Source organism: Anaerobiospirillum sp. NML120449, assembly GCF_023051105.1.
Classification (GTDB): Bacteria; Pseudomonadota; Gammaproteobacteria; order Enterobacterales; family Succinivibrionaceae; genus Anaerobiospirillum.
The window spans coordinates 1-25,649 of record NZ_JALKIL010000039.1; the positions used below are offsets into that span (position 1 = coordinate 1).

A 25,649-nucleotide genomic window follows, 5' to 3' on the forward strand; every position below is an offset into this window, starting at 1 on the left:
AAAATTATGTAGCTTTTCTACATATACGGCTGTTCAGTTTGATAGAATTAAATACGAGGTAAAAAAAATGAATGGCCTGTCTATGCGGCTTTAGCTATGGAAGATAGCTTAAATGCCGGGCTATGGTCACGAATTCTGCTGCGGGCATCAGCCTCATTTTCAGAAATGGAAGCCTGGTTACGAATAGTACTTTCCATTCTGTTCTGTAAAGCGCCAAGCTCGGCACGCTTAGAGTCAACCTGCTGGATGATCTTGTCGATGTTGCCAAGGGTGTACTGAGCAAGAGAAGCCTTGGAAATAGTCCAGCGAACTTCTGCCTTGGCAGCATTTGTGGCGCCATCAACCACCAGTCCTTGTGTAGCATTTTTGTCCTGCTGAATATTTTTTGCTGCAGCAAAACCTGCCATATCAGCAAGACCAGAGAGGGTGAAAGGCTTATCCCACTGCATTGACAGTGTGTCGCCTGCATTTGCGCCTACCTGGAAAACAATCTTGCCTGAGGCACTGGGAATAAGGCTGTTTTCAACCTTTAAATGGTCCTGACCATTCTTGTTATTCTTACCATTCAGAACGGTAGCACCTGCAAAAGTGGTCTGGCGGGCAATACGGTTGATTTCCTGGGAGAGCTGGGTAACTTCTTCCTGAAGGGCTTTACGATCAGACTCGGAGTTGGTGCCGTTGGCTGACTGTACGGCCAGTACGCGGATGCGCTGGAGCATGTTGGTGGTTTCATCAAGCGCACCTTCGATGGTCTGGGCAAGGGCAATACCGTCATTGGTGTTACGGTTACCCTGGTTCAGGCCATTAATCTGAGATGTCAGTCGGTCGGAGATCTGCAGGCCGGCGGCATCGTCCTTGGCAGAGTTGATTCTCAGGCCTGAGCTTAATCTCTGGTAGGAGGTATTCAGGGCCAGAGTGCTGTTAGCAAGTTTGCGCTGGGCATTGATCGAACTGACATTGGTGTTAACGTACAGAGCCATAGCAATTCCCTCTTAAAGCAGGTATGCGGGACAGCATAATGGTCCCATGGATAAACATTGTTGAAGCCTGTTGATGAGCTTCATAAAACATTACTGAAGCTTTTAGTTATTGCTTTAGCACCATGTGTGCCATATTACGCTTTGCCTGGTCCTGGACCATAGTTGTCGTGTGATCGTCAGATTTATTTAACTGGATATTTATGCCTTTTGACAGAAGTGCCCGGCGGGACAAGATTATTTAAAAATTTGTTGATGTGTCGAAGTGGCATTTTTTGCATCGACATAAATATGACTGTTTCTGCCACCGGCGGCCCCTGCCTGGCGGTTGCATGGCCATGGTGGTGTCGTATCGATATGTGTTGTGTTGTGGTGTGGGGCTGGAATAAAAGTGATCAGCATTAGCTTGCCGGAGATCCAAAAGTTTGATTGAGCTCTAAATTTTGCACTTTTCCCATATTGGACTTCATGGGGCTGGCCAGATGGCGGTCTATGGCTGGTGCTTCATTAATGGCACCCGGCAGAGCCGTTATTTAGCCCTCAAAGTGGTAAAGATGCTATATCTAGTCAAATGGTGCAGGGCGGAAAAAACGGGCTTTCGGAACGCTTTTCCCTATGTTATGGAAAGTTGCAGGGGCGGGGTAACTTTGCTATTTTCCATGATATTTCTTATTTCTTACTGCCATGGCTTCCTTTTGCCTGGGAGCCATGCTGTTTTTCTAAGCGGCAGCACCATCTTTATAACCCGGTTCTCCCTTTTGCTCTGTGTCAGGGAGTGGGAAGCTATGATGGTGTATGGACTGAGATACGGCTGCTGCCGTCAGCTGCTTGCAGCTGCGTTAATGTTAAAGGCTGATGCTGACTCTTTGCTTTGCTGTTACCCCGGCAAGGTCTGCTGGTCTTTATACAGGGCGGGCTGTTATTGCTGTACAAGATGATATGAGGTTGCTATGGGAGCTGGTTCGGATTTGCTGAACAACATCGAGTGTGAGTACAAGTTTGGACTTAATGGCAAGTATGCCGGTTCATTTTTTGAAGATCTGTGTGCCAAATTCAATGAGGTCATTGCTGTACGCTATGAGGAGCTCAGCGATGATTTCAAAAAGGCCCATGCTCTTGATGAGTTTAAGGCTGATGTCTCCATGGTTCGCACTGAAAAACTGTCCAATGAGTACTTTGATACCAGCTTTGACCATCTGTTCAAAGAATTTCAGATGGGCCTGCGTATGCGTCGTTCCGATGCCGTTGCCGGCGTTGAGCAGACTGTAAAATTCAAGTCCAAAGTTGAGATGGGCGGTGCCTCACATACTCACGTTGAGTACAACGTGCGCTGTGAGCAGGACATGCAGTCTCCTGATCTGAGCCTGTTTGGCCCTGGTCAGCTTCCTGAAGGCCTCAACGACATTCTGGCTGAAAACCCACTTACCCTGCGCTACCGCAGCAACTTCCAGCGCTCTTCCATGGTTTTTACCGTACCTTACTTCATGTCCTTTGAGGTAGCTGTAGACCAGGGTGAAATCAATGCCGGCATCTGCTCCAGCCCGGTATCTGAAGTTGAGTTTGAGCTCAAGTCTATCGATCAGGCATGGCTTGACGCCAGCCGCGACAAGACCATTGTCGATCTTGATGATGTACGTTTTGAGTTCAGCTCCTTTATCAACGAGCTGCTGCTGATGATCTCCGGCTCTCCAACCGTCTATGTAGACAAGTATCCTGTTAACTACCGCAGCGTAGTCTTAAATCAGAGCGGCAAGTATGTAGCAGCCCCTGACCTTGACAATGCCGGCTTTGAGAGCGGTGCTGGCCACGCTGTCCATGAGATGCCTGTTACCATGCAAAAGGAGCAGTCCATTGCCAGCCTGCCTTTAAAAGAGGGTGGTCTTATTGGCATGGAGCCTTTATCTAAGCTGCGCCGTGCTGTAGTTCTGAGCGTCTTTGATCATGACAATCCAGGACGAGGCCTTGACTGTCCAGCTGATACTCCAGCTGTACTGTCCGTATCCCGTGGCACCCGTGTGGACTTTGAGACTTTCCGCGCAGCCTTGAACAGCTACAAGCGCGCTGCCAACCCAACTATCGAGCTTTACAACCATACCTCCTATGCCATTACTGAGGCTTTTACCCTGGCTGTAGGTCTGGCCAACCTCATGGGTACCCGTCAGCACTTTGAAGACGTGGCCATGATTATGAGGGAGGCTATGGACTTCTCCTGTAACCACAAGAAGTTGCGTATTTCTGATGAAATTCGTCAGAGCCATCGTGACCTGTGTCAGGATGCTGAACTGAGCGATCTGAGCATGCTTATCGTCAGTGAATGCTCCAACATGTATCTTGAGTTCAACGTTAAGATGTGGTTTGAGCCTTTCTACCGTCACTTTGCTGAGGATCTTGAGAACAAGGACTTCAACGTTGAGGACTTCAAGACCCTGATGCGCACTTCTGTCAAGAACAGCCAGGGAATCAAGATGGCCGAGTACATCGAGCGTGCCGGTTATATTCTCAGAAGAAAGTCCATGCTGCTAAACGACGACAATTTCAAGGGCAACAAGGGTCTGGCACTGGCAACCCAGTACCACATGCGTCGCGCCTGGGAAACCATCAACCTCGGCAGCTGATGTCGTCATCGGCTGATGACCCATTAGATACCAGCACTGCATTAGCCCCTATGTCATGTCGAAAGGCCGATAGTCTGCCGGATCCACCATGTAGGGGCTATCGTTTCGGAGTCATCTTTCCGTCTTCATAAAGAAGCGCTATAGCTCCGCGTATAAGAAGTATCCATGCATGTATGCTGCAGCTGTGCAGGCTTTATATGAGCGCATGAGCAGTGTCTGGCATGCATATGGGGCGTTTACCTGGACTTTGCCTTATGTTCTTCCTGGAAAGGTAATGTCCATGGTACTTTCCACTTTGGTGCTGCTTAATTGAGCGCAGCATGGCCTGTCAGGGATATGTCTTAGGTGTTTATGCTGTTGTGCTGCGGCAGTCATCTGATATGAGAAATGATTAACGAATCACGATTAAAGCGCCTTTGCAGGGCGCTTTTTTATTAGCTGTATGTCTGAGGCGGGGGTTAACTTACGTGCAGGGTTGCAATGGCAGGGGCGTCTGATGCAGTCAGTGAGTGGATTGAGGGGCTCTGACTGTTTATCTAGGATGACTGATTAAGCTAACTTTTTTAAATGCCTGGATTTGCCCTCAAAGGGCACGCATCCGGGCTTTTTCAATTGCTGCAATGGTGCTTTTACTATATAATATTTCTCACTTGAGGCAGATATTATCTGCCGGTAAACTCCGGAAGTATGCGGTTTTTTTTGTATAAACTGGAAAGCGGCATAGAGCCGGTGCCTGGAGTTCGCGTGTGTGGATCCTGGCAAAGTTCTCATCCGTCATCATCCGGTGCTTTTTGCAACACCGGGCAGACCACAAACCTTAAAACAGGCAAAGGTCCTGAGATGATGGTTAAAAGTCTGAAATGACAATCAAATTTGAGGAATTATCGTTATGGCAGCAGTCAAGAAGATGGCCGACCTCGACCTGAAGGGCAAGCGTGTATTCATCCGTGCTGATTTAAATGTACCAGTAAAGGATGGCAAGGTTACCTCAGACGTACGTATCGTAAGCTCTTTACCAACCATCAAGTTAGCTCTTGAGAAGGGCGCTAAGGTCATGGTTACTTCCCACCTTGGCCGTCCAGAAGAGGGTGTATACGCTGAGGAGTTCTCCTTAAAGCCAGTTGTTGACCACATGGCTACCCTTTTAGACTGCCCAGTACGCCTCGTTAAGGACTACCTCGACGGTGTTGAAGTAAACGAGGGTGAGGTTGTGGTTCTTGAGAACTGCCGCTTCAACAAGGGCGAAAAGAAGAACGCCGAAGACCTCTCCAAGAAGTATGCAGCTCTGTGCGACGTTTTCGTAATGGACGCTTTCGGTACTGCTCACCGTGCTCAGGCCACCACCTATGGTGTTGCTCAGTTCGCTCCTGTTGCCTGTGTAGGTCTGCTGCTTGACGCTGAGCTCACCGCTCTGGGCAAGGCCTTTGAGAGCCCAGCCCGTCCAATGCTGGCTATCGTAGGCGGTTCCAAGGTTTCCACCAAGTTACCAGTTCTCGAGTCCCTGCTGGGCGTTGCTGACCACCTCGTAGTAGGCGGCGGTATCTCCAACACCTTTATCGCTTCCCAGGGCAACAATGTTGGCAAGTCCCTCTATGAGCCAGAGCTCATGGAGAAGGCAAAGGAAATTGCCGGCAAGACCAATATTCCTGCTTTCGTTGACGTAGTAACCGGCAAGGAGTTCGACGCTGCTACTCCTGCTACTGTTAAGAAGATCTCTGAGATTGCCGATGACGACATGATCTTCGACCTGGGCCCAGAGTCCATCAAGAACGTATGCGAAGCCATCAAGGGCGCCAAGACCATTATCTGGAACGGTCCTGTTGGTGTATTCGAGTTTGATCAGTTCTCCAAGGGTACCGAAGCCATGGCCCGTGCCATTGCTGACTCCGATGCCTTCTCCGTAGCCGGTGGTGGTGACACCATTGCTGCTATCCAGAAGTTTGACATTGAGGATAAGATTTCCTACATCTCCACCGGTGGTGGCGCTTTCCTTGAGTTCCTCGAGGGCAAGAAGTTACCTGCCGTTGAGATTCTTGAGAAGCGTGCTGCTGAGTAATTCAGCCGTATGCTGAGCCGATTCCCGGACTGTGAACCGGGCATCATGCCTGAGCCTGCGCAGTGGTAAAATGGATACCGACGGTGTCTGTGCCTCTTCGTGGGCCCCGGCCCAAATTGTCTCCGTAATGACCTACCGTGAGTGTGTGCCCGCTGAGATCAGTAAGAGACAAAACAATTAAGCATTTAAGTGCGCAACCAAGCGCCTTATCTTTAGGAATTGACTTCAATGACCAAGATTTTAGATGTTGTTAAGCCTGGTGTGTTATTTGGCGAAGATCTCCACAAGTTATTTGCTGTTGCCAAGGAGAATGGCTACGCTTTCCCAGCTGTAAACTGCATCGGTACCGATTCTGTTAACGCCGTTTTAGAGGCCGCCAAGAAGGCTAACTCTGCTGTTATAGTTCAGTTCTCCAACGGTGGTGCTTCTTTCGTAGCCGGTAAGGGCATCAAGCTCGAAGGCCAGCAGGGTGCCGTTCTGGGCTCCATCTCCGGCGCCTTGCACGTTCACAACGTAGCTGAGTCCTATGGTGTCCCAGTTGTTCTGCACACCGACCACTGCGCCAAGAAGTTACTCCCATGGATCGACGGTCTGCTCGATGCTGGTGAGGCCTACTTCAAGGAGCACGGCAAGCCATTATTCTCCTCCCACATGATTGACCTCTCCGAGGAGTCACTTAAGGATAATGTAGACCTCTGCTGCAAGTACCTTGAGCGTATGTCCAAGCTTGGCATGACCCTCGAGCTCGAGCTCGGCTGCACCGGTGGTGAGGAAGACGGCGTTGACAACTCTGACAAGGACGAGTCCGCTTTATACACCCAGCCAGAGGACGTAGCTTACGCCTATGAGCGCTTAATCAAGATTTCTCCAAACTTCACCATTGCCGCCTCTTTCGGTAACGTACACGGTGTTTACAAGCCAGGTAACGTCAAGCTCAAGCCAACCATTTTACGTGATTCCCAGAAGTACGTAGCTGAGAAGTTTGGTCTGTCCGAGGCTAAGCCATTAAACCTCGTATTCCACGGTGGTTCCGGTTCTACCAAGGAAGAAATCGCTGAGTCCGTATCCTACGGCGTAATCAAGATGAACATCGACACCGACACCCAGTGGGCTTGCTGGAAGGGTGTAAAGGATTACTACGAGAGCAACAAGGACTACTTACAGGGTCAGCTGGGCAACCCAACCGGTCCAGACGCTCCTAACAAGAAGTACTACGACCCACGCGTATGGTTACGTAAGGGCCAGGAGACCATGACCGAGCGTGTACTCGCCGCCATGCAGGAATTAGGCTGCGTAGACTCCCTGTAATTCCTCATCTCTGCACAGTCCAGCTGCGCTCAGCACCGCTGTACTGACAGGGCAGCAGGCCTGCTTTGCAGGCTGCTGCCACCAGACAATAAAGCCCGAGGCTCGCGCCCCGGGCTTTTTGCGTCTTTATAATCTGAAACCGGACACCCGTACCATTTGAACCGCATTGCCACTTAACAGTCCTGCGACCCGATCAATCTCGACACCATACGTAAGGATCAGGCAGCAGACAGAGCAAGTGCAGTGCCTTGCGCTGCTGACTCCTGCAACTGAAGTCAAATTACCATGGGCCATAACAGAGGCTGTCACTGGCTAAATGTGGCAGTCAATGAGCATGCTTGTGCATCGTAGGCGGACCATTGACTGGTCATTACTCAGTGTTGAGCCAGAGTAAAGGCCAGGCAAGTAGCGGCCATTTGACCAACACTGCATAGCCGGCAAGTTGTACTGCAGCCGGCATGGCAGAGTACTGGGTATGCCAGTGTCAGCCATTGGACCACCTCGGGATAGCCGCCAAGTTGTACTGCAGCCAGCATGGCAGAGTACTGGATAGGCCAATGTCGTCAATTGGAACAACACGGCATAGGCGGCAAGTTGTCCTTTAAGCAGCAGGGCTTATTATTGCCTGTGACGCAGCTCCTCTTTTGTAATGGGGCCAGTAAAAGGGCTTTTACATCCGGCATTCCTGTTTTGAGGCGACCTCATTAAATGCACAGATAATTGGGCCTCAAATACAGAAAAGCCCCAAAGCCTGTTACGGCTCTGGGGCAGAGTAGTAGTGCGAATCAGGTGCGAGGTTGAAAGCCCTGATTTAAAGGCTTTCAGCCTTTATTGCATTAACCTAATGCGGACATTAAGTAATTCAGGGAAGTGTTATAGCCTGCGATAGTGGTATCGAGACGGGCATAACGCTGACGTAAGTTGGCCTCATACTCTTCCAGGTAAGTGGCGTTCTCAGCTTCTTCCTTCTGGTAGTCCTTGAGCTTCATGTTCAGGGACTCTTCACGGTTGGACAGCAGACCGTTGCTCTTGGTGTAGTCGTCAACAATCTTGTTGAGCTCGGTCATAACACCTGGGTTCTTGTCATCCTTGCTGGCAAAGATGTTAACAACGGCGTTGAAGTTGTCCTTGATGCCCTCTTTGAACTTGGTGGAGTCGAGGGACATGGTGCCGTCCTTGTCGATCTTGATACCTACAGAGTAGATGTCCAGACCTGAGGAGTTGCCCTTAACCTTGGTCATGATGTTCTGGACCTGGGTCTTGAGGCCACGGAGCATGGAGTCACCGGCAAGCTCACCACCGTCGTAGTTGTTCTGACCGTCGGTGTAGGTGTTGTGCTCGTAGAGGGTGTCCATGGTGGAGATTAAGGTGTTGTAGGCGTTTACGAAGCCGTTCATCTTCTCTGTAACCTTATCAATGTCAGCAGATACGGTTACGTTGTTGGAGATGTAGCCACCCTTGTCGTCCTTCTCAGACTCGCGCTGTACGTTAATGGTCAGACCGGAAACGTTCTTGAACTCGTTAGTAGAGGAGGTCAGTTCCTGACCATCGAGATCGATGATGGCGTCACGGCCCTGAACAACGTCCCATTTACCAGCCTTATTGGTGCTATTGTTCTTGGTGCTGACATTTAATTCGGCAGCTGCGCCATCAGCCTTACCGTCCTTGGCATCAAACTTCATCTCGAATTCGGCATCCTTACCGGATAAGCCAGTGTCGATTACAAGCTTGTCGCCGTCCTTGGTGGAAACGGTAGTAGCGGTTACACCGAAGTCATTGTCGTTGATCTTCTTACGCAGAGAAGCAACGGTGTCGTCAGCAGCAACCTGAATCTTGATCTCACGCTTCTTGGTGGTACCGTCGTCGTTCTTGATGTCCGGCAGAGTGATGGTAAGGGTACCTTCCTCAAACTTGGTGCCGTCTTTGAAGGTCTGGGAGATCTTTTCGTTGGAAGCGGTCTGCTTAACAGCGATATCGTAAGAACCGTCAGCAGCGTCGTCCTTGGTGGAAACGGTGAAGAATGGGTTCTCGGTAGGCTGGTTGGTGGTTACCTTACGGGTGTTGAAGCCGTTGTCTTCGGTAAGGGCCTTCAGAGCCTTCTGGAAGTCGGTTAAAGCACTCTTTAACTTGCCAACACCAGAGATGGCGATGTTGGTCTCTTCCTTGCGGTAGATGACGTTCTTGTTGATCTGGTTTTTCTTGGCAGCAACCGATGCAGCAATAATGGACTCAAAGTCCATGCCGGAAGCGGAACCAGCGGAAGTAATATTAGATGGCATTTTGCACTCCTGAAAATTCGCACGCGTCCAGTCATAGCTACTGGAACTGTTGAGTACCAGGTCAAAGTCTTTTTCTCTGACCGCTTAGTTATTTTAACGGTTATGCCTTTTACGACTTTAGGGATTTTGCGCCGTGTTTTTCAGCTGCAATCCTTTGCCGTAAGCGGCAAACAAATCAGCTCCGGCAAGCTGTCAAACTACTCTAAAACGTATGGCTGTGACGGCTCTTTTAAGGCACGCCATGACAGCTAATGCTGCAGAAATTAAGCAGCTTTATCCATCAGTAGTGAGGACTCTGTTCTGCTGTTTTCTGGCCTGTTTATCGTATTAGTCAGGCTCCCGCTACAGGGTGAAGCTTGGTGCTCCCTATAACTTATAGCCTGATTGATTCAAGAATCAAGCCAGAACTTCTGCCTGGGATCGGTGCGCAGGTACGTTACATGGATCCTGATCACAAAGACCGCAAATACGGGTATCAGTGAACAGTTCACCTTTTAACGGACCGCAGCCAACAATCTGAATACTGATGACACTCAAAGTTTGACCTTTTTATGGGAACCGGCAAAAATTTCCGTGTATCTATATGAGGCTTGTAAACGGTTTTAAATAGATACACAAAGGCCATATTTTGCCCTATTAAATCACCGTAATTTGTGAGAAATATATGCACCACAACGGTGATGCAACACAGCAAATACCCGGGATGCCATACCAAAATGTTGCACAACGCTCTGCTTAGGCTTCACCGTGCCTTTGAGTCACCCTGAGTGCTGCCATGATAAGGGCGTGCAATATTATCTTCTCGATTCACCCAATGACGAGCCCCTGTTTGCAGGCAGGCCATGAACACTTTTACACTTTCTCCTGGGTGACGCCGGGAACAGCCGGGAAAGGTATCACAGAATATTTTGTTGCTCTTGTTGGACAACTGCTTGTTCTCAAAGCCACCCTATAAGGAAAATACGCATTTATTTCACCTCCTGACGTGCTTTCTTTAGGTACGCTACTAGATGCACTGCAGGGTGATTTGCTGAGTGGTGTGTAAACGTAACCACACCACAGCAGAAAAGCAGCTATGAATGTCTATGAAATTGATAAATTCGGAGCATTGCCTGGACAATATTAACAGCATATGACATCGAAAAGCTTGTACTTGTCAACAAGTGTTTTAAGTGCTGATGCTCAATCAGCATATTGCTCTGATGCTCCTTGGTGATGCATTACAAAATCATTGTACTTACAAGATGCCAAGGGGGCAGTGGCGGAGGTTGTGGCCATGAAATTTTGGAGCCTGGAGTGCTTTTGCATGGTTTGCATGGTTTGCCTGGTTTGTTCAGGTTGACAGAGGTTTTTCATGTTTCAGGTCAAGCAGCAGGGCAATGCAGTGATATTGGCAAGGCTATGTAGCCGGTTTTGATTGCAGCTGTATGTCATCAGAGACAAGCTCCACTCAGCATTTTTCAGCTGGTAACGCTGGGACTGTTATCCAGCTAATGCAGGGGCTGTTAACCAGCTAATGCAGAGGCTCATCAGGCAATACTATATTGTTTTGGAGATTATTAATGTAAATGGGGCGCCCGTGTTAAGTACTGGCTGCTTCACAATGAGTGTGCTGTCCTGAAAGTTCGCACAGCATGGCTTGGATTGCATAAGGCTCTTCTTAATCATGGAGACAGGTATTCCAGTGATCGCCTTGCTGGGGAGGCCTTTGCCGGTGCAGGACCTGGTTGTGCTGTACTGACAGGAGCGAAAACATGCAGCAGGGCGGTTCAAGTCGGGGTCAGGGGTAGTGGTCGGGCTGTACAGTGACTGGATATGAAAAGGCCCACATTAAAGTGGGCCTTGGGCTGGACAACAGCTGACGACAATGCTGTCTGAGCCAGTGACAGTTGAGCTGTTTCGGATTGTGCTGCCTGTAGGGCACCACAGATGCCTGGTGGGCGGCGGTGCCCTGAGATGGAGTTTTATCCTGTGCCGGTGTAACTGCAGAATTGAGCTGTTTGCAGACCGGTGCAATTTTCAGACTGGAGTCGATTGCAGGCCTGGTTAGAGCCAGCCCTTCTTGCGGAAGAACAGGTAGGTAAGTGCAGCTGACAGACCCATCAGTCCTATGGACAGAGGGTAGCCGTACTCCCAGCGCAGTTCAGGCATGAACTCGAAGTTCATACCGTACAGGGATGCAATCCAGGTAGGAGGCATGAACACTACTGCAGCCACAGAGAAGATCTTGATGATCTTGTTCTGCTTATGGTTGGTATAACCCATGGAGGCCTCAAGCTGGAAGTTGATCTTGTTGGCCAGGAACTGAGTGTGCGGAAGAATGGATTCGATATCGTTAAGCACTTCATCGATACTGCGTTCCTGCTTGTCATCAAGGGTAGTCTCAAAGGACTTCTTGATAAAGCGCAGGGCGCGACGGGTATCGTACAGGGCCTGCAGAATCTGACCGTTGAGTTCTTCCTGGCGTACCAGCTCACGCAGGGTATCTTCCACGCTGTCATCACACAGGATCTGATCGGCGGTTTCATCCAGTACGCCGTAAGCATCTTCGATAAGGTCAGAGAGCTGATCTACCTTGAGGTCCTGCAGCTGCAGCAGAATATCCAGGGCAGAGCGGATATCAGCTTTGCCGTAGCGGATGTGATAGCGCAACAGACGTACGATGGACACTTCATCTTCACGGAAGGAGATGAGCAGATTCTTGCGGATGATAAATGACATGTTCACGCCACGGGTATCATTGGCAAGACGCTGAGGGAAGAGGGAGAGAATATGCACACCGTCGGCGCCGATTTTAAAACGGGACGATGATTCCAGATCGTCCATGTCGTCTTCATCAGGCACGTCTTCAACGAAGAGCTTCTCCAGCCAGTCGCTTTCTTCCTCGGTGGGTTGATGCACATCGAGCCAGATTACATCTGAGGGTAAGGCGTCACCTGCAGTTACCCTTACCAGGGAGAGGCTGTTGTCATCATAGAGCTGGCAGGCTGTAATCATAGAAAAATCTCCTGTACTAAACAGCACAAAGGCTGTTGTGCACAGTGCCGTGCATACGTAAAAGAACAGGTTGGGCTGTGACCTGAGGCCATCCCGGCCTGGTGTATTGTCCACCCGCAATCATGTCAGGGCGCAAAACCAGTGATGCATGGCTGCTTCAGCAATATACATGCTCAAGTGGGCAAATATGGCTCGCCCGCCAGCGGAGCAGCCTGGCGGCTGTATACGACTGCTGTATAAAGCTGCATATATCGCATGCATGCATGCTTTGCATTCTATGCATGGACCGGCCTGTCTGGCCATTATGATCATGCAGACTGCATACTTTCACAGGTTCATACGCCATACACTGTTGGCTGTTGTCAGCCGTGTCGTTGCGTCAGATGTGCCGGTGTGCATTGGTTAATGCCGCGACAGCAGGGGGTGATGACCCAACGTACCGCAGCTGCAGACACAGAGGAGAGCAGCCGGCTTGGGCCATACAGATCCTTTCAGGTGCCGAACATGCCTCCTGAGCTCAGTCAGGAGCTGGTAACAGTTTCATCACAGGACCATGGTGCCTCGAGCACTGCTGTGCTCTGCCAGTATTGAAGGCAGGATCCTGCAATACATATAAGGTAAAGAGCAGCACTTAAGGCTGGCTATCATTACAACATCAGCAGGGGCATGTCCTCAATGGCATGTTCTCCTGACTGTATGGCAGCTAATATCCATGCAGATCTCAATGACATGTCAGAACAGGAATTTGACAGCGCAGTCAGGCTGTTACTCAGGTTCATCCTGTGATGAGCTGCTCATCATGCTCATCTTGAATGAAGTGATGAAAATACCGGGCTAAAGTTGTGGTCGGCAAAACATTGATTAATAAGCTTCAGAATATGGTTAGCAGTGCTGATACCGGACTGATACGAAGCTGTTGTTAAACGCCCCAGGTCAGTATTGGAACTGGCCAGAGTAACAGGCGAAACAGAAATCAGCATATTTCAGTCCTGAATTGTCTCATCAGATTTTGCAGGCTCTTTACCAAAGCCTTAGAGCAGGCTTCAGCGATAAGAAAGCATTATGCCGCCTTGCTAAAGCGAGACTATGAGTCTTGCTAATGCATGACCATGAATTTTGCTAAAGCGAGACTATGAGCATTGCTAATGCACGACCATGAATTTTGCTAAAGCGATACTATGAAACTTGCTCAGGCATGGCTGGAGGCAGCATAATCGCACAGTAGCAGGGTTAAGGGCAGAAATAAGATGAAATCAGTACAGTAGACAGTAGTCTGAGTCAGTAATCACAGGGTGGATTTGCTCTGGCAGAGAGTGCCAGTAAGTGAGCTGAGTAAGCAAAGCAGACATTAGAGCAGATCACTGTCAGGACAGTGTGTGTTCTGCATTAAGAAAACTTTAAGATGACAGGATCAACTGACTTTTAGTTGCCTTAATGGTATGAGTGGATTCCAGGTTCAGGCGGATGCAGTACAGGCCTGAAGACGGAAGTCGGCCAGTCAGTTATCAGGAGAGAGATACTCCCTAAGGCAGGTAAAAGACAGCTGTCTTATCCTCAGCTGTGACCTGGAGTTTTGCCGGTAAATGGCGCATAAATAAGCCATTTGCACCGGGTATGACATCAAGGCCTGCTATACTTTAGACAAAAGCCCCCCAAGTGTCAAACAAAAATTCCCCGCATTACATCCTTTGTCTGCATGGCCTTTCCATGCCAGCAGACAAATGCACTTCCTGTTACAAACAATATTTTTCATATCGATTTTCCTGCATTCTGACAGCACATTTGACAGCAATATTCTGCCCTGCAGAGGCGCTGCGCATAATGCCTTTTTCCTTGCATCTCCAGTCTGACAAGGCGCCGGGATGGCCATGCCCTCATTATCTGATGCCATAAGCCTGACCAGTTATCTTAATCTGGCATACATGGTTGCTCTTGCACGGGCTACTCAGGATACCCTGGCCCCTGACCATTACCCTTACCCCTGGGCAATGGACCGTACACTTACTTTCACCTTATTTGAGCAGCAACCGATATGACCAGACCTCTGGAACAGCCACTGTGCAGCAAAAAAACAGCGGCCAGACACGACAGTCAAAACGGCAGCAAGTCAAGCAGTCATAAAGAAAGGAAAACATGACATGCCTCATTACGGCCAGACCAATGGGCAGCTTATGACAGTGCCATTAGTATCTTATGCAGAGGCGGTACGTAGCACCTGTATGCAGTAGAACTATGCATCAGCATTGAACTATTGGAGGCTTCCGGATGCAGTACCAGGCTATGGTCATGCCGTGCCATGCCATGCCATGCCTGGCTGTGCAGTGCATTGCCGTGCCCTCGTCAGACCATGCCCGGGTAATGTTCCGTAATGCCTGCCAGGGATTTTGCCAGTCATTTTATGACTTGCTATCAGGATCATGACGTAACGGGCTATGATGCCCGTCGAGCTCTGTCCGGTCACATAAAGCTAAGTCACTACATGATCCGTTATGTTCAAGTTTATGTCTGAGTATGATCTTTCTGCTATTTGTTATGGATGACAAAACTTGCGGCAATTAGCATGTGGACCAATGATGCAGGGCAGAGATGGTCAATTTCCATATCAGCTTAAGATGAGGTCAGGCAAAGAACGACAAACATCAGGCAGTCAGCCATAATGCCTGCCTGCCTGCCTGCCTGCCTGCCTGCCTGCCTGCCTGTCTGTCAGTAATGGATTAGTTGAGTTGCTGTCAAAGGTATTTGTTACAAGTCCAGCATACAGATGCTGTACGTAATCACCTGAAGGAAAAGCTTTTATAAGGGATTACTGCAGTAGCACGGGGATGACCATTGCAGTCGGCTGCAATATATAACACCTTCCAGGTATGCCGTCATCTTTTGTCAGCATGGAAATACTATGTCAGCGGCACAAAAGCCAGCTATGGCGGGCTTAGCGCTTACGCTTTGATGTTACTTGCACTTGTCCAACTGTAAGCTTGAAGCATGCTGCATAAGCTAATCAGTAGTACGTAGTTCCTGTAAGCATACACACATCATTGAAAATGAACGCAAGCTTCAAGGATAAAGGGCATGAATAGCATGAGCCTGTCAGGACATGGCGTAGCGAGCGGCTTATGCAGTTGATAATGATTTCCTCAAGGATAAAGAGCAGCGTTTTGGGAGTGCTGCATGACTGAGTGGACTTATCTCTGCATGAATGACAGGTATTGCTGATTCCTGCATGTCGGCAGTGACACTTTATATCTTCCTTTGCTCAGCATATGGCAGCTGCTTGCATAGCCACATTGTGCGCTGCATATGGCAGCTGCTTGAATGGCTGACTGGTGATCTGCAAAGGTCGGCAGCCTGCATGGCCGACCTGTGCTCAGCATATGGCAGCTGCTTGCATAGCCACATTGTGCGCTGCATATGGCAGCGGCCTGTGTGTTTTATGGATGAGGGGCTCTATGTATGAGTGTTATTGAGGGATGTGGGCTAATACTCGTGCTTCGACTCATACCAGGATTCATGATTTTAGGGGCGTGTTTCCAGTATTGATGGTCTGACGGATTGAGGGCTGTGGGGGCTGGCTGGCTCTGTGGCTTAAAGGGCAGGCTGAGGGAGGGGCCGGTTTTCTTGAAGCTGTCTGGCAGGGATTTTTGCTGGTAATTTCAGTGATCTGGCGTCTGCTGTTGTGAAACTGCAGAACAATTAAGGCGTCATAACTGTTACTGGACGGCCAATATAAAGGCTGAGCGGGTTTAAGACTGGATGCGTTGCCATGGCCTGTTTGAGGGACTTTTATAGAGTTTTGGGGATCAGCCATGGCGGGGAAACAGGTTAATATGGTGTAGTTAACACGGTTTTACTGTCACTTTTGTAAAAGTCGTATGTATAACTGTGAAACAGCTATGGTTCTGGGGCTTTATCCTGCATTTGTCCGATTAAATGGCTTTGTGATATTTTCTTGTGTGTAAAATGTGCAGGTATATAGTATAAATATGTGTAAAAGTATCTTGTAGCCAGGTGCAACGCTGGAGCTGTATAAGTTTTGCTAATACTAAGCATTCTGAGAAAGTGAAACTGATATGCAGGCAGGTCTGCACCCCCGGCCCCGACTTCCGGGGGGTTGACGCATGATGACTTGGAAACCAGGTGGGATCCTGAACAGTAGAAAGGTCCGTTTTTATGACCGGCTTGATACACCATCAAAGGCTCTTTGCTTTAAATCGGAACATAGTGGATGGTACTTTTGGTCGAGATATTGACCTTTGCGTGGCTGGCTTGGAAAGTTATGGTCTTATATTATTAAATATATGCCTGACCTGCATGTACCTGCCGATATTTCTGGCTATGGTAAAGCATGAGCCTGACTTTTCTCTGTACTGAAACTGTCAGTCAGGGGGCAGCAAAGGACCCCTGTATTGCCTGTTAAAACTGTGATAACAGGAGGTACTGGATAATGAAATGGTACAATTTGAGGGTGATACAGCTTAACAAAAACTTAACAATGCCCTGTTAGTCTTGCGGCAACTTTTGAGCCCTGTGGTATATTTTTTCATGCGGTCTCCCAAGGGGTAGCCGTATGATGTCCTGGCCGTCACAAGCAGGTTTTCAGGGCGTCAGAGTTAACGATTGAGCTTCTAGAGAATGCCTCTTAATGCCCGTCAGAAACAGTACTGACCGGCAGATAACAGCATCTTTTATTCTGTCCATGCTTTGAAAAGGCACAGCGCCTTTCCTCCTGACATCACAGTCTTGCAGACATAAGCCCGGAGTATTTGACAGCAACATAAGACAATGTAGTTGTCTGGCAGCCATGGCACATGCCATGGCTGCCCTCCGGACTTTTTCATGTGTGCAATCTGCATAAGATGCCCTCAATATTAATGAGGGTATATTGAAAATGCGGCAGGGCTGTCAGTGATCTGCCAGATCTGGCCGCTGATAAACTGTCTCTGAACCAGGTGTTCAACCTGCATGCTGTGGCATCTGATGACACTCAAGTCAGTCATAGGCCGCAGCGGCAAAACTGGAACAGAGCGGCCCTGTCTCTGGCTGATAACACTCAGGAGTGCTGAGTAGCATGATGCAGGCAGGATGGAGTGGGACCTTACTGATTATGTCAGTTAAGCGCAGGGTAAAAGATACTGGATCTGCAGCCTGGCCTCAGGCCGGCTTAAGAGCGCCCCCAAAAAAGTGATAATACTTATGCTTGAATCAATTTTTGTTGTGCTGGTTGGCTTTTTGCTGCTGCTGGCGGTTATTGACCTTTTTGTCGGTGTTGCCAACGACGCCGTAAACTTCCTTAACTCAGCTGTAGGCAGCCGCATTGCTCCTCTGCAGGTAGTTCTGATCGTAGCCTCTATTGGTGTACTTATCGGTTCTACTTTCTCGTCGGGCATGATGGAAATTGCGCGCAGCGGTATGTTCAGACCTGAGCTGTTTACCTTCTACGACGTAATGATGATTTTCTGCGCCGTAATGATGGCTGACGTGTTACTGCTCAATACCTTTAACTCTCTTGGTCTGCCAACTTCTACTACCGTATCCATTATCTTTGAGCTGCTCGGTGCAGCCGTAATTGCTACGGCTTACAAGCTCAGCACCATGGGCATGTCTTACTCGGAGATCTTTGAGTACATCAAGACCGACCGTGCAGCAACCATTGTTTCTGCCATTCTTGTGTCTGTAGTAGTCGCTTTCTTCTCAGGCGCCATAGTTCAGTTCGTTCTGCGTATTCTCTTTACTTTCAGATTCCAGAATACCTACAAGTACCTTGGTGGTCTGTTCTTCGGTTTCTCCATTTCCTCCATTTTCTACTTCCTGGTAATGAAAGGTGCCAAAGGTGCCTCATTCATGAAGCCTGAGTACATTCAGTTCATCAATGACAACACCTCAGCCATTCTCACCTATATGTTTATCGGCCTTACCATTCTTGGTCAGGTGCTGGTATTAATCAGATTCAACGTCTTCAAGATCATTATTCTGGCTGGTACTTTTGCTCTGGCTTTCTCCTTTGCCGGTAACGACCTTGTAAACTTCATTGGTGTGCCTCTGGCTGCTCTGGATGCTTTCATGTTCTGGCTGAGTGCCGGTTCTCCTGATCCTCATCAGATAACCATGGGCATTCTCAATAATAATGCTCCAGCTTCCACCATTTATCTCATTATTGCCGGTCTGGTCATGGTGTTCACTCTCTGGACTTCCAAAAAGGCTCACCGTGTAATTCAGACTTCCATTAACCTCTCAAGCTCCACCCACGGTGAGCACGAGCAGTTTGGTGCCTCCACCCCAGGTCGTGTTATTACCCGTTTTGGTCTGGGTGTTTCCCGTGCCTGCCGCAACATTCTGCCTGGCTTCGTTCTGGCATTTATCGGCAGTCGCTATATCAAGCCGGATGTAGTCAAGGGCGAAGCTCCACTTCCTTTTGATTATGTCCGCGCCTCTGTAAACCTGGTTCTGGCTTCCATTCTGATTGCCTCGGCAACCACCTTAAAGCTGCCTCTGTCCACCACCTATGTAACCTTCATGGTCGCCATGGGCACCTCCTTTGCTGACGGCGCCTGGAGCCGTGAGTCAGCCGTATACCGTATCTCCGGTGTAATCACCGTTATTGCCGGCTGGTTTATTACCGCTATCTCTGCTTTTGCAGCAGCCTCCATTGTCTGCCTGTTCTTCTTTGGCGTCGGTGAAATTGCAATTATCATTACCATGCTCATCACATCGGCAGTGATTATCCGCAGCAACTTTGCCCGTGAGAAGACCTCTGATACCACATCTCTGGTACTTGAGGCCAAGGATGACAATGAGAAGGTTCTGGGCTCTATTGCCAAGGCCGTTCCTGTCTACTTTGATGCTCAGGTTGAGGTTGTTGACCGCGTACTTGAGAACTTCTTTGGCGACAACGAGCTCAAGTTAAGAAAAGACTTCAACAAGGCCTCCAATATCGAATACGATATTTCCAAGGTGCGCTCTGAGTACTACACCCTGGCAAATACCAGCTCCAACATGGGTGAGAGCAAGGTTACCAGTGATGCCAAGCACTTCTTCTACCTGACCTTCTCCAATATGCGTGAAGCCTCCAAGGCTATCCGCTACATGGTAGAGCGTGCCGTAAACCACATTGCCAACCGTCACACCATTTTCCAGGGCGAAATGCAGACCTCTTTGATGGACATCAATGCCCGTCTGCACATGCTTTCCCGTGATCTGCACCGTATGGCCGCTGAGCCTACAGCTGGCAATGTAGAGGCCATGGTAAAGCACGCCAAGAAGTTAAACCGTGATATCGACCGCTCCCAGGTTGAGCTGGTAAACATCATCAGCAGCCAGCATGTGTCCATTCACTCCGCTGAAATGTACTTAAGCTTCCTGCAGGGTATCCGTGATCTTGCCAACCGCTACGTAGCCGTAGCCATGCAGGAGCGCGCTCTTGCTCAGATCGTTGGTGGTTCAGTAGTAGATCGCAATCTCAACAACTCACAGATGCGTTCTCAGGTATTTGGCACCACTACCCGCACCGGCTCTGAGGCCATTGTTACCTCCTCAGTAGAGGAAGATGAGCGCAATGCTCCTCATATTTCCGAGGCTGCTGATGCTGACACAGTACCTGTTGCCAACAGTGCCGCTGCAGCCGCCGTAGCCGCTCAAACCGACGTAGCCACAGCAGGTGCCGTTGCTGCAGCTGCTGCTGCCTCAGACAGCGCCCAGGCAGAGCCTGCTCCAGCTGACGCCGCTGCTGATGCAGCAGCCGGGCAGGCTCAGGCCCAGACCGAGCCAGCCGCAGTCCCAGCTGCATCCGAGGCCACCAGCGAAGCTGCCCAGGCAGTCGTAGAGGGCACTGAGGGCAAAAAGGCTGACTAAGCCCCAGCACCGCTGGCTTTAGCCAGCTGTGCACAGAGCGGTACCGTGCATGTGTACGGTACCGCCATAGTAAAAAGGCTCCAGGGTATGATGCCCCCGGAGCCTTTTTGCTATTTGACACTCGAAGTTTGCTTAAGCACAGCCAGACCTTATGCTCCATACTGTCGGCCGAACTTCTTGCAGCCCCATGCCTGAGAGCCCAAAAATGTTAACCTGACCGCATCCAGGGTACTGCAGCAGCCTGTGCATACCGTTCATCAGAGCGGGCCCGCAATCGGTACCAGTTTCAGGCCCGCAGACCTTCCTATTTACCGCCAGCCTGAACCGGTTCAACCGCAAAAGCCTGGCCGATTGTGTAACGTATTAGCTCCTGCGTTTCATTGTGGCGTGCAATCTACCTTTACACTTGCTTTAGCAAACTTTTTTCCTATAATAGAACGCACGGAAAGATGGCAGAGTGGCTGAATGCACCGCACTCGAAATGCGGCATACCCTCAAAGGTATCGGGGGTTCAAATCCCCCTCTTTCCGCCATCCCTTTCAGGCCGTCCTGGCCACATCAACAAACTCTCCAAAAAACTCCCCAACAAACTCCCCAACAAACTCCCCAACAAACTCATCCCCAAACCTTATCATCAAAACTTATCCAGCGGCCTCAAGGCATGCTGCGCTTTGTCACGTCCATACAAATCCGCTCCCGCAGCCGCAAGAGAATCTCCAGCAGGCAGCAAGTCCGTCTCCTGCAGGCAGCAAGCTGCAAAAAGCAAGCTGCAAACCAAAATGCTTTCTGCCCAGAAGTACAGTCCATCTCACAGCAACAAGCCACTCAGTCATTCTCATCACCAGTCCTGGTCATGGCTCTCAGTGAGTAGCGAGTCTCGCTGAAAGCCTTATAGCCTGCGCGTTGCAGTGTTTGTTTAAGATGCACACAAATGACTTTGCCTGCCGGACTGCATACTGTGCTCAGACGTTAAAGTTTCGCTGAGTGTACAACCTGCAGGGCACGTCGGACATCAGCCCCTCTGCAGAAATCAAAAAGGCGGATAAACCCGCCTTTAATGATAATGAGACATATCTGGTTGCTTATCTGCCCAGCAGATTCAGCTCAATGGTAGGACGCTGGTTTGCCTGGGCAAGTACAGACTGTGATGCCTGCTGAATAATGTTGTTCTGGGTAAGGGCAGCGGTCTCAGAGGCAAAATCTGTCCCTGATTCTGCTGCGGGCGTCAGACTGATCTGAAATCTTTTGTTCGTGGCGCGTTTTACATAACTGCAAAAAAGAAAAGCCCGGCAGGGCACATTTCCTTACCGGGCTTCAGGGCTGCAGATGTAACTGCAGCTCTGAAGCGCCGCATTAGCGGCGCTTAATATATTTCATTCAGCCTACTTTCTGCTGCGTGCAGCTGGCTTGGCAGCCTTGGCAGCTGGCTTAGCTGCTGGCTTAGCTGCTGCCTTGGCCTTGCTGGCGGCAGGCTTTGCAGGGGTCCTGGCTGTTGCCTTGGCAGCTGCTTTGGCTGGGGCCTTAGCAGGTGCTTTGGCTGGTGCCTTGGCCCTGGCGGCTGGTTTAGTTTCAGTCTTTACTGTCTTCCTTGTGGCAGCTGTAGCCTTGGCCTTGCTGGCAGCTGGCTTGGCAGCGGCAGTCTCAGCCTTGGCAGATGAGGCACGAACTGATGGCCTGGTCTTTGGACGGGCGGAAGCAGCTGGTGCCTTGTCAGCTTCAGCGGCGGCCTTGCGAGTACTGCGTACTGGCTTAGCGGCCTCAGCTTTGGCTGCGCTGGTCTTGGATGCTACAGGCTTTTTGGCAGCTGTCTTTGCCTTTGCAGGCTGCTCGGCTGCCTTGGTGGCCTTAGTGGTGCTGCGTGCAGCTGTTTTGGCGGCTGCAGCTTTAGTTTCAGTCTTTGCAGTCTTTGCAGAGGTTGTCTTTGCAGAGGCTGTTTTGGCACTCTTGCTGGTGCTTGCCTTGGCAGCTGCAGTCCTGGCTGCGGCGGCTTTGGCAGGAGTGGCCTTGGCAGACTTGGCAGTGCTGGCCTTTGCAGCGGCTGTCTTTGAGACTGCACCTCTGGTAATTCGGGCTGAAGGCCTGGCTGCAGCAGTCTTTTCAGCACTGGCTGAGCCACGGGCGCTCTTTGCAGCGGTTGATTTGGACTTTGAGGATGCAGTGGCTCTGGTGGCCTTTGCCTTTGATGAAGCGGCTCTGCCTCTGGTTACAGGGGCTTCGTCCTCTTCCTCGTAATACTCATCCTCGTCCTCATAATCATACTCGTCCTCATACTCATCTGCTGTATTAGCCTTGAGTTCATCAGCGAGCATGCGCCACTGGCTGTTCTTGCCCTGTACGCTCTCATCAGTCTCGCCGGATACGAAGTGGCGGCGGGTGACCATATCCTGGTCCTGCTGCTGCAGTCTGAGCCAGCGGTTGTGGTACATAATGGCAGCTTCAGGAGACTTAAGTCCCAGGTACTCCTGCAGGGCCATCATATCAAGGCCCATATCCATCAGGTGCATGGCACGGCTGTGACGGAGCATTACGCAGGTAATTTTCTCTGGAATGCTCTCATCACTTTCACGGGCCTTGTTGGCAAACTTGTGAAGGATACGGTTAATACCAGTCTTGTGGAACTTGCTGTCCGGAGTGCTGGTGATTAACAGTGACTGGGCATCGGCATCAGGAGAGTAGCGGCTCAGGAAGTAGTTGAGCAGCTCAGCAGTCTCGTCACTGAGCAGCAGTTGACGGCGTGAAAGATCGCCACCACCAATGAATACCCAGAGATTGTTGTCGGCGTCAAAGACGAAATCACCAACTTTGACGTCGCAAAGCTCCTGGGAGCGGCAGGCGGTCTCATAGAGAATTCTAAGCAGCAGGCTCTGACGACAGGTTACCTTGTTATCAGGGCTGTAAGCTTCGAGGATTTCCTCGATGTGCTCGGCGCTTAAGAATTCAAACTCAGGACGGGTTGCAGCACACAGTTTGATTTCGGTAATTTCCAGCATTGTGTCAGCACGGCCCATCTTGGTACGCATCATCTCGCGGGCAAAAGAGCGCAGCACGGACATGCGGACATTAAGGGTGGACTGAACAATCTGGCGAACGTCGATAAACCACTCCAGAAGTCCCTGGACAAATTCGGCATTGAAGTTTTCAAAGGAAAAGCTGTCGCTGTCTTCTCCAAGGCCCTCCTCAATGTAGCGGGCCATCTGATTGCCAGTATCTACATAGCAGGTGTAGGTGCTTTGCGAATAGGAATCCATGGCAGAAAAATGCTCGGCGACGAATTGTCGGAAGACGCCGATCAGACTGACGTTGGCAGCTTTTGTTTTGCTTTTGCTGCCGACTGTGGCTTTTCTCATGTAACCCTCCATAGGATGCCGCCTGCAGCGGCCTTAAGCAACTGTGTCAAATTCTGTAAAAATCTGCAGAGCGCGAACATTCAGTCATGCATCCGCAGGCAATATGCCTGTTAAGTCCCGTTACGCGGGCTGATTCGTCACGGAGCATGACATCGTTAACGACAGCGCTGTAGGCGCTGCCTGAATATCCGGCTGCAGATGCAACCGGTGAGGTAAAACTGGACTGTTGCGCAGGCTGCTCATAAAAGCCTGTGCGGACAGCTGGAGGTGCCCTGGATATTTGAAGCACCATTGGCCAGGCCTTTCTGGCTGTGGCCGGAAAATCTTTTGCACTGACTTCATGGAAATGCTTTCCATAGCGGATGTCAGTGCTGTGAAGTACTTTACATATGCAAAACTGTGTCTACCTGCATCAGTTAGCACCTGCTGGACTTATCACAGGCTTTAAGTTTGTGGCTGCATAGCCTGTTGCATGAACAGCGCCATATTTGTACTTTTGTGGCCTGTCTTTGCGCGGCGTCACATTCTGGTTGCAGTGCATTAACAGTCACTGCAGCTCTGCTGTTTTCAAGGCTGTATGTCTGGCCTCTCACATGACAAGATGAAGCTGAAGAGCCGTCTGTAATAACAGCTGATCTGCCTGATACTATGGACTGAGTACCGTACTGTTAAGTCGTTTAAAAGCACTGTTTTATGCCGCAAACATGTTGCTGCTGTGCCGTATGTACTGGTTTATTCAGAGCGCGTCATAATCAGCATCTGAATCAGACACATATCCTGAGCACATACTGTCATGACATGTCTGTGCATGTATTCAGCCAGTATCAGAAAGCCATATGGTTAAGGAATCTGCACGCTGATACCTGACTGTACTGTTTACTTTCAGCTATGTTATTGGCTGTAAAAAGCTCACTGGTATCTTTGCTCGACTGCAGCAATATCGTTTCCTGTATTAAGGACTTTGTGACATGCCGCAAGCGGCAGTTTCACTGTATCAGTGCTTGCCGTTGTACATGTCTGGACCTGCATTACAAAAGAGCATAAGTCACAACTGCATTATTTTTGCCAGTCGTGCATTCAAAACAAAGATACAGCTTGAATAAATTAACAAACAGCCTGTTTATGCGCTTTAATAGAGCTCTTTTAAATGCACAAACTGTCATAGTTGTCGTCTCCTTGACCTGATTACATAGTGATAACGCTGATCCTGACAGTCGGGCATTATGTGCCGCATAGTGCAGAAAGTGGCCACATTTATTCGTAAATCACCGTAAATGGCAGTTCAATATTGCCAGTCAGTTTATAAAACGGATTATCTGTGCTTATCGTTACACTAAACAGCATGATTTTCATAGTGTAAAACACGCCAAATCCCGCATGTATATCATCTTTTACCCGTAATTAATGGTCGCGGCAAACAATGCGGCAAAATGCGCTCTAAAATAAAAAACAGCATCAATACCAGGCAATAGCCACAACTTCCCAGCCGCCGCCTCGCAAGTCCCACCACCTGAAGCACAGCCACCACCATGGCTATATCCAGGCCATACAGCAAACGAGCATACACACGCCCTCCACACATGCAATGTAAACCAGCAAAACCGGCTACCAAATGCTCTGTCTATCAGGCCAGATGCAGGTTAAAAGTAAAAGTAAAAGTAAAAGCAGGGTTGCTCGTTATCAGCAAGCTGTTAAGTGATTAACACCAGGCGTACAGGTCATATAAAACCCTTACAGCGGCTGCTGCATATATTTGAACTGGATTACATGTTTGCACATTGGTCTTGCCACAGGCGCGGCCATGAAAGAGGCGTGGTCGTGGCCTGTAAAGCGGCACCGGCTACTGCCTTGCCGCATTCGAAGACGTAAAGGGCCGAAAAAGCGCCCTGGCCTGCACAGCAAATGGGGCAACCATACGCTGCGTCCGTATGTAACCTGGTAATACCTGGAGGTGCTGGGAAACTATGTTGCCGATAGTCCGTGCCTGTTGTGAGCTGCAGTGATGAATGAAAGGCATGTATTAGGGAAATTAAGGCAGTTTACGGAAGAGTCTTATAGTCATTGGACTATCTAAGACCATGGCTTTAAACGTGCTGGCATCAAGGCAGGAGGTAAATAGAAGGAGAATCTCCCGTTAAGCGAAGCTGTGGTAGAAACTGCGCTCATGAAGGGCAAAACTGTCATCTGTCATCTGCTTTCTGCCATTTAGCAAGGGACCGGTATCA

The 25,649-nt window shown here is 49.6% G+C and carries 8 protein-coding genes, 1 tRNA gene and 1 pseudogene; 5 read left to right on the forward strand and 5 right to left on the reverse strand.

The genetic code is table 11. The features are described from left to right. Nucleotides 1–80: 80 nt before the first annotated feature. Nucleotides 81–980, reverse strand: a complete 900-nt coding sequence (locus MXE41_RS10345) for a flagellin (protein WP_247100436.1) — start codon at nucleotides 978–980, stop codon at nucleotides 81–83. 947 nt (nucleotides 981–1,927) lie between these two features. Here MXE41_RS10345 and MXE41_RS10350 point away from each other — a divergent pair. The 3 genes from MXE41_RS10350 to fbaA all read left to right on the forward strand — a co-directional run bounded on the left by MXE41_RS10350 (nucleotide 1,928) and on the right by fbaA (nucleotide 6,956). Next, the gene (locus MXE41_RS10350) at nucleotides 1,928–3,592 is read left to right on the forward strand and encodes a CYTH domain-containing protein (protein ID WP_247100437.1); all 1,665 of its coding nucleotides are present in this window, start codon (nucleotides 1,928–1,930) and stop codon (nucleotides 3,590–3,592) included. An 889-nt stretch (nucleotides 3,593–4,481) separates the two neighbouring features. Then, on the forward strand, nucleotides 4,482–5,648 hold the full coding sequence (locus tag MXE41_RS10355; RefSeq protein ID WP_246978020.1) for a phosphoglycerate kinase: 1,167 nt from the start codon (nucleotides 4,482–4,484) through the stop codon (nucleotides 5,646–5,648). A gap of 228 nt (nucleotides 5,649–5,876) precedes the next feature. After that, the gene (fbaA, locus tag MXE41_RS10360; RefSeq protein ID WP_246978021.1) at nucleotides 5,877–6,956 is read left to right on the forward strand and encodes a class II fructose-bisphosphate aldolase; all 1,080 of its coding nucleotides are present in this window, start codon (nucleotides 5,877–5,879) and stop codon (nucleotides 6,954–6,956) included. 836 nt (nucleotides 6,957–7,792) lie between these two features. On the opposite strand, the gene fliD is transcribed toward fbaA, so the two are convergent. Together fliD and corA are read right to left on the reverse strand one after the other, a co-directional pair. Beyond that, nucleotides 7,793–9,235, reverse strand: coding sequence for a flagellar filament capping protein FliD (fliD, locus tag MXE41_RS10365; RefSeq protein ID WP_247100438.1), 1,443 nt, complete (start codon nucleotides 9,233–9,235; stop codon nucleotides 7,793–7,795). 2,046 nt (nucleotides 9,236–11,281) lie between these two features. Then, entirely contained in the window at nucleotides 11,282–12,232 is a 951-nt protein-coding gene (gene corA / locus MXE41_RS10370) for a magnesium/cobalt transporter CorA (RefSeq protein WP_247100439.1), read from the reverse strand. A gap of 5,190 nt (nucleotides 12,233–17,422) precedes the next feature. On the opposite strand from corA, the gene MXE41_RS10375 reads away from it, so the two are divergent. Together MXE41_RS10375 and MXE41_RS10380 are read left to right on the forward strand one after the other, a co-directional pair. Further along, entirely contained in the window at nucleotides 17,423–20,077 is a 2,655-nt protein-coding gene (locus tag MXE41_RS10375) for an inorganic phosphate transporter (protein ID WP_247100440.1), read from the forward strand. A gap of 443 nt (nucleotides 20,078–20,520) precedes the next feature. Next, a tRNA-Ser gene (locus tag MXE41_RS10380) sits at nucleotides 20,521–20,610 on the forward strand. Nucleotides 20,611–21,159: 549 nt separating this feature from the next. On the opposite strand, the pseudogene MXE41_RS10385 reads toward MXE41_RS10380, so the two are convergent. Further along, nucleotides 21,160–21,282 (reverse strand): annotated as a pseudogene (locus MXE41_RS10385) (flagellin); the annotation flags it as partial. 177 nt (nucleotides 21,283–21,459) lie between these two features. Then, the gene (locus MXE41_RS10390; RefSeq protein WP_247100441.1) at nucleotides 21,460–23,424 is read right to left on the reverse strand and encodes a tyrosine-type recombinase/integrase; all 1,965 of its coding nucleotides are present in this window, start codon (nucleotides 23,422–23,424) and stop codon (nucleotides 21,460–21,462) included. Nucleotides 23,425–25,649 lie beyond the last annotated feature (2,225 nt).